The sequence below is a fragment of the Streptomyces sp. NPDC020362 genome (genome assembly GCF_040642095.1).
GTDB lineage: Bacteria > Actinomycetota > Actinomycetes > Streptomycetales > Streptomycetaceae > Streptomyces.
Map to the genome: position 1 here is coordinate 33,708 of NZ_JBFAET010000076.1, position 6,704 is coordinate 40,411.

Annotated in this window: 8 protein-coding genes; 6 read left to right on the forward strand and 2 right to left on the reverse strand. The window is 72.0% G+C overall.

The features are described from left to right. Positions 1-2: 2 nt before the first annotated feature. Positions 3-752 (forward strand): nucleotidyltransferase domain-containing protein, encoded by a 750-nt coding sequence (locus tag AB0H32_RS25300; RefSeq protein ID WP_361124567.1) that lies wholly within the window; start codon positions 3-5, stop codon positions 750-752. On the opposite strand, the gene AB0H32_RS25305 is transcribed toward AB0H32_RS25300, so the two are convergent. Further along, the gene (locus tag AB0H32_RS25305) at positions 678-1,430 is read right to left on the reverse strand and encodes a nucleotidyltransferase domain-containing protein (RefSeq protein ID WP_361124568.1); all 753 of its coding nucleotides are present in this window, start codon (positions 1,428-1,430) and stop codon (positions 678-680) included. The genes AB0H32_RS25300 and AB0H32_RS25305 overlap by 75 nt on opposite strands. 22 nt (positions 1,431-1,452) lie before the next feature. Continuing rightward, on the reverse strand, positions 1,453-1,854 hold the full coding sequence (locus AB0H32_RS25310; protein WP_361124570.1) for a Rieske (2Fe-2S) protein: 402 nt from the start codon (positions 1,852-1,854) through the stop codon (positions 1,453-1,455). Between the two features lie 173 nt (positions 1,855-2,027). Between AB0H32_RS25310 and aroH the strand changes: the two genes are divergently transcribed. The 5 genes from aroH to der all read left to right on the forward strand — a co-directional run bounded on the left by aroH (position 2,028) and on the right by der (position 6,673). Further along, positions 2,028-2,390 (forward strand): chorismate mutase, encoded by a 363-nt coding sequence (aroH, locus tag AB0H32_RS25315; protein ID WP_361124572.1) that lies wholly within the window; start codon positions 2,028-2,030, stop codon positions 2,388-2,390. Continuing rightward, positions 2,387-3,472 (forward strand): prephenate dehydrogenase, encoded by a 1,086-nt coding sequence (locus AB0H32_RS25320; protein WP_361124574.1) that lies wholly within the window; start codon positions 2,387-2,389, stop codon positions 3,470-3,472. The genes aroH and AB0H32_RS25320 overlap by 4 nt, the downstream gene beginning before the upstream one ends. Before the next feature lie 302 nt (positions 3,473-3,774). Beyond that, complete coding sequence (gene cmk, locus AB0H32_RS25325; RefSeq protein WP_361124575.1) at positions 3,775-4,470, forward strand: (d)CMP kinase; 696 nt, start codon at positions 3,775-3,777, stop codon at positions 4,468-4,470. Positions 4,471-4,523: 53 nt separating this feature from the next. Continuing rightward, positions 4,524-5,111 (forward strand): lysophospholipid acyltransferase family protein, encoded by a 588-nt coding sequence (locus AB0H32_RS25330; RefSeq protein WP_361124582.1) that lies wholly within the window; start codon positions 4,524-4,526, stop codon positions 5,109-5,111. 77 nt (positions 5,112-5,188) lie between these two features. After that, on the forward strand, positions 5,189-6,673 hold the full coding sequence (gene der, locus AB0H32_RS25335; protein ID WP_361124577.1) for a ribosome biogenesis GTPase Der: 1,485 nt from the start codon (positions 5,189-5,191) through the stop codon (positions 6,671-6,673). The last annotated feature ends 31 nt before the right edge of the window (positions 6,674-6,704 follow it).

The following is a 6,704-nucleotide window of genomic DNA, read 5'->3' on the forward strand; positions in this document are numbered from 1 at the left end:
CCATGATCGACGACCTCGACCTGGACCTGACGACCGTGATCGCCGAACAGCCTCACCCGCTGCTGTTCGCCACCGTCTCCGGAGCCCACCTCTACGGTTTCCCGTCCCGGGACTCCGACCTGGACCTGCGCGGCGCCCACCTGCTGCCCGCCGCCGACCTGGTCGGGCTGCACGAGCCGGAGGAGACACGGTCGCGGACCTGGGTGCGGTTCGGCGTCGAGATGGACCTCGTCACCCACGACCTGCGCAAGTTCGTACGGCTGATGCTCCGGCGCAACGGCTATGTGCTGGAGCAGCTGCTCTCCCCGCTGGTCGCGCACACCACCGACGCGCACCGGGAGCTGACCGCGCTCGTGCCGGGCGTCCTCACCAGCCACCACGCCCACCACTACCGGGGCTTCGCGGTGACCCAGTGGCGGCTGTTCGAGAAGACCGGCGAACTCAAGCCGCTGCTCTACACCTTCCGCGTGCTGCTCACCGGCATCCACCTCATGCGCAGCGGCGAGGTCCGGGCCCATCTGCCCACGCTCCTGGAGCAGGTGGCCGCGCCCGGCTACCTGCCCGAGCTGATAGCCGCCAAGGCGGAGCGCGAGCACGGCACCGCCGACGTCGGGCACGCGCGCGTGGAGGCCGACGTGGAGCGGCTGCACGCCACGCTCGACGAGGCCCAGGCCGCCTCAGCCCTGCCCGAGGCGGCCACCGCCCACGACGCCCTGCACGACCTCGTGGTCCGGCTCCGCCTGGAGGGCTGAGGCGCGCCGCACCCGGAAGACGAAGTCGGCCACGCGCGCGTGGTCCGGCTCCGGCGGCAGCGGGGTGCGGAGCAACGCCTCCTCGGTCTCGGCCGCGAGACGGGCCATCCACGCCTCGACCCGTGTCCAGGGGACCTCGCCCCGCTTCACCGCCAGCAGCGGCTCCCGCTGGTCGCCGACATCGATCCGCAGCCGGCCGGTGCGCAGCAGATCCCGGGCGCTCGTCAGCAGACGCAGCAGGTGCATCGCGTGCTTCCAGCGCGGTGCACCGGTCGTGCGGACGTCGGCGTCCAGCTTGCGGCGCTGACCGAGGGCGTAGCGGGTGAAGGTGTCGTGGGCGTGCCGGGACAGGAAAGCGTCGCGCAGGGACAGCAGCTCGCGCCCGGTGTCGTCCACGCGCTCCACCAGCGGGGAGTGCAGGCACTCCAGGATGTTCGGGTTGCCGCGCAGCGCCAGCTCGCAGAAGCGCTCCAGCTCCCAGGAGAACTGCTCCTCGCCCGGCCCCTCCACATGTGTCGGCGGCTTCTCGAACCGCCAGAACAGGGGAGTGGGGGCGAGGAAGACGCCCCGCCGGTCGGTGTCGCTGGCCCGCGTGGCCAGGCCGAAGGCCCGCGAACCCATGACACAGGCGTAGATCGTGTGGTCGCGTACGAGATGCACGGGGTTCTCGGGCTGCATGCCCGGAGCGTACGCGGGCCGCTCACACCAGACGGATCGAATTTCCCTCCACCTTGATCGTCTTGGGCGGCAGCGGCCTGGGCGCCGGGCCGTGCACGACCGAGCCGTCGGTGATGCGGTACCTGCTGCCGTGGCAGGGACAGTCGATGGTGCCGTCCGCCACCCGGTTCACCGTGCACCCCATGTGCGTGCAGATGGCCGAGAAGGCCTTGAATCGGCCTTTCTGCGGCTGGGTGACCACGACCTTCTGCGCCGCGAACACCTTGCCGCCGCCCTCCGGGACGTCGCTCGTCCTCGTGAGCACCTTCCCGGTCAGGGACGAGGGGGGCTCGCTCTTTTCGGTGCCGCCGCATCCCACGCATCCGACGGCGAGCGCGGACGCGCCCGTCGCGAGAACCGTGCGGCGGGCCGGGTGCTCGGTCATGTCATCACTCCCGTGTCATCGCTGCCATCGCTCTGAACGCACATGCTGATGAAATATGAAATAGCGGATTTCTTGTACTGTCTCAGCGATCGGGCGCGGCGCGCCCGCGCGGCACGGGCTGACTACCCTGGACGGACCAAGAGCCGATACCCATCTCGACAAGGAGCAGCGCCGTGGCGGTACGAGCGGTCCGGGGGGCCGTCCAGCTGGAGCGGGACGAGGCCGGTCACATGAACGAGCAGGTGGGCGCCCTGCTCACGGCCGTCCTGCAGCGCAACGGCCTCGCCGTGGACGACCTGATCAGCATCTGGTTCACGGCCACCCCCGACCTGCACTGCGACTTCCCGGCGGCTGCCGTCCGCAAGCTCGGCATCGTCGACGTACCCCTGATCTGCGCCCAGGAACTGGACATCGAGGGCGCCATGCCCCGGGTCGTGAGGGTCCTCGCCCACGTCGAGTCGGACCGGCCCCGCGCCGAGATCGCCCATGTCTACCTCGGTGCCGCCGCCGCCCTGCGCAAGGACATCGCCCAGTGAGGACCGCACTCGTCATCGGCACCGGGCTGATCGGCACCTCCGCCGCACTCGCCCTGACCCAGCGCGGCGTCACCGTCCACCTCACCGACCACGACCCCGCACAGGCCCGTACGGCCGCCGCCCTCGGCGCCGGCACCGACGAGGGTCCCGAGGGCCCGGTGGACCTCGCGATCGTCGCGGCCCCGCCCGCGCACGTGGCCGCCCTCCTCGAGGACGCCATGACCCGGGGCGTGGCCCGCGGCTACGTCGACGTGGCCAGCGTCAAGGGCGGCCCGCGCCGCGAGCTGGAGGCCCGCGGCCTGGACCTGTCCTGCTACATCGGCACCCACCCCATGTCCGGCCGGGAGAAGTCCGGCCCGCTGGCCGCCACCCGCGACCTCTTCGAGGGCCGCCCCTGGGTGCTCACGCCGACCCGGGACACCGACACCGAGGTGCTCAACCTCGCCCTGGAGCTGGTCTCGCACTGCCGGGCCGTGCCGGTCGTCATGGACGCCGACGCCCACGACCGTGCCGTGGCCCTCGTCTCGCACATGCCCCACCTGATCTCCAGCCTGGTCGCCGCCCGTCTGGAACACGCCGAGGAGGCGGCCGTACGGCTGTGCGGGCAGGGCATCCGGGACGTGACCCGGATCGCCGCCTCCGAACCGGGCATGTGGATCGACATCCTCTCCGCCAACCCCGGCCCGGTCGCCGACCTCCTCACGGAGGTCTCCGCCGACCTGGACGAGACCGTGCGCGCCCTGCGTGCCCTGCAGTCCGCCGACGAGGACAAGCGGCGCGAGGGCGGCACCGGCATCGAGGACGTGCTGCGCCGGGGGAACGCGGGACAGGTGCGGGTGCCCGGCAAGCACGGGTCCGCTCCGCGGGTCTACGAGGTCGTGGCGGTCCTCATCGACGACCAGCCGGGACAGCTGGCCCGGATCTTCGCGGACGCCGGACGGGCCGGGGTCAACATCGAGGACGTGCGCATCGAGCACGCGACGGGGCAGCAGGCCGGTCTGGTGCAGTTGATGGTGGAGCCGAAGGCGGTGCCGGTGCTGAGTGCTGCGCTGCGGGAGCGGGGCTGGGCCCTGCGGCAGTAGGGCGTCCGGCGCCGTTGTGGACGGTTCCCGGGGGGGCTGCCGCCCCCGGACCCCCGCACCGGCCCTGCGGGCCTCGTCCTCAGACGCCGGACGGGCTGGATTGTCGGGGCTGTGTCCTCAGACCGCGGGCGGGCCGGGTTGTCCGGGCCGCCTCCTCAGGCGCCGGACGGGTCGGAAGCGGTGTCGGGGCGGGCCGTACGCCCGGGGCGTCCGGACGAGTGAGCCGCACCCAGTAACCTTGTGCGGGGCGTCCTCGCGTCCCGCACCCCGCCCACCACGCTTCATCAGGAAGGTGCCCACCCGTGGAAAACGGCGCCGCCCCGACCGTCAAGTCCGTGATCGTCGCGATCGACGGCCCCTCCGGCACGGGTAAGTCGAGCACGTCGAAGGCCGTGGCCGCGCAGCTCGGCCTGAGCTACCTGGACACCGGTGCCCAGTACCGGGCGATCACCTGGTGGATGGTCACCAACGGCATCGACCTGGAGGACCCGACCGCCATCGCGGCCGTCGCGGGCAAGCCGGAGATCATCTCCGGCACCGACCCGTCCGCCCCGACCATCGTGGTCGACGGCATCGACGTGGCCGGCCCGATCCGTACCCAGGAGGTCACCTCCAAGGTCAGCGCGGTCAGCGCGGTGCCCGAGGTGCGTGCCCGGATCACCGAACTGCAGCGCTCGCTGGCCGTCGGCGCGGACCAGGGCATCGTGGTCGAGGGCCGGGACATCGGCACGACCGTGCTCCCGGACGCCGACCTGAAGATCTTCCTCACCGCCTCCCCGGAGGCCCGCGCGGCCCGCCGCAGCGCCGAGCTCAAGGGGGCGGACCTCGCCGCCACCCGTGAGGCCCTCATCAAGCGGGACGCGGCGGACTCCAGCCGCAAGACCTCCCCGCTCGCCAAGGCCGGCGACGCGGTCGAGGTGGACACCAGCGACCTCACCCTCGCCCAGGTCATCGAGTGCGTCGTCACCCTGGTCGAGGAGAAGCGGGCGGGGAAGTGAGCCTTCCGTCCGAGCGGGGCGCCGAGGTCGGGCGGCGCATCGGCGTCGGCCTGATGTACGGGCTGTGGAAGCCGCGGGTGCTCGGCGCCTGGAAGCTGCCCGCGACCGGCCCTGCGATCCTCGCCGTGAACCACTCCCACAACATCGACGGCCCGATGGTCATGGGCGTGTCGCCCCGGCCGACACACTTCCTGATCAAGAAGGAGGCGTTCGTCGGCCCGCTGGGCTCGTTCCTGACCGGCATCGGCCAGCTGAAGGTGGACCGCATGTCCGCCGACCGCGCGGCGATCACCGAGGCGCTCGGCGTGCTGAACGACGGGGGAGTGCTCGGCATCTTCCCGGAGGGCACCCGGGGCGAGGGCGACTTCGCCTCCCTGCGGGCCGGGCTCGCCTACTTCGCGGTCCGCAGCGGGGCGCCGATCGTGCCCGTGGCCGTGCTGGGAAGCTCCGAGAGGCCGGGACGGTTGATAAAGGCGCTGCCCCCGCTGCGCTCCCGCGTCGACGTCGTCTTCGGAGACCCCTTCGAGGCGGGCGACGGCAGCGGGCGGCGCACGCGCAGGGCGCTGGACGAGGCGACCGAGCGCATCCAGAAGCAGCTCACCAGCCACCTGGAAAACGCCAGGCGCCTGACCGGGCGCTAGGCGACACTTGAGTAGTGGATCAGCCCATGACGGGCCGCTCCACCGATCACCACGATGAACGACGAGGTACGGACTTCATGAACGACCACATCCAGCCCGACGGCTCGGCCGAGCACGAGTACGAGCACGGGGCGCTCGGCGACGCCGAGTACGCGGAGTTCATGGAGCTCGCCGCCGAAGAGGGCTTCGACATCGAGGACGTCGAGGGTGCCATCGAGGCGGCGGGCCACGGCCCGCTGCCCGTGCTCGCCGTCGTCGGCCGCCCCAATGTCGGCAAGTCGACCCTGGTGAACCGCATCATCGGCCGTCGCGAGGCCGTTGTGGAGGACAAGCCCGGCGTCACCCGCGACCGCGTCACCTACGAGGCCGAGTGGGCGGGCCGCCGCTTCAAGGTCGTCGACACCGGCGGCTGGGAGCAGGACGTCCTCGGCATCGACGCCTCCGTGGCCGCTCAGGCCGAGTACGCGATCGAGGCGGCCGACGCGGTCGTCTTCGTCGTGGACGCCAAGGTCGGCGCCACCGACACCGACGAGGCGGTCGTACGGCTGCTGCGCAAGGCCGGCAAGCCCGTGGTGCTGGCCGCCAACAAGGTCGACGGCCCGAGCGGCGAGGCCGACGCCGCCTACCTGTGGTCCCTGGGCCTCGGCGAGCCCCACCCGGTCTCGGCCCTGCACGGCCGTGGCACCGGCGACATGCTCGACGCCGTCCTGGAAGTACTGCCGAACGCGCCCGAGCAGACCTTCGGCGGCGCCGGGGGCGGCGGCCCCCGCCGCATCGCGCTGATCGGCCGCCCGAACGTCGGCAAGTCCTCGCTGCTGAACAAGGTGGCCGGCGAGGAGCGCGTCGTCGTCAACGAGCTGGCGGGCACCACCCGCGACCCGGTCGACGAGCTGATCGAACTGGGCGGCGTGACGTGGAAGTTCGTCGACACCGCCGGTATCCGCAAGCGCGTCCACCTCCAGCAGGGCGCCGACTACTACGCCTCCCTGCGCACCGCTGCGGCCGTGGAGAAGGCCGAGGTCGCGGTCATCCTGATCGACGCCTCCGAGAACATCTCCGTCCAGGACCAGCGGATCATCACCATGACCGTCGAGGCCGGCCGCGCGATGGTCATCGCCTACAACAAGTGGGACACCCTCGACGAGGAGCGCCGCTACTACCTGGAGCGGGAGATCGAGACCGAGCTGGCCCAGGTCGTCTGGGCGCCCCGCGTCAATGTCTCGGCCCGCACCGGCCGGCACATGGAGAAGCTGGTCCCGGCCATCGAGACGGCACTGGCGGGCTGGGAGACGCGCGTCCCCACGGGCCGCCTGAACGCCTTCCTCGGCGAGCTGGTCTCCGCGCACCCCCACCCGGTGCGGGGCGGCAAGCAGCCGCGCATCCTCTTCGGCACCCAGGCCGGCACCAAGCCCCCGCGGTTCGTCCTCTTCGCCTCCGGCTTCATCGAGGCGGGCTACCGGCGCTTCATCGAGCGCCGCCTGCGCGAGGAGTTCGGCTTCGAGGGCACCCCGATCCACATCTCGGTGCGGGTGCGCGAGAAGCGCGGCGCGAAGAAGAAGTAGAAGCGGCGGAGTCGCCGCAGCAGCGGCGACT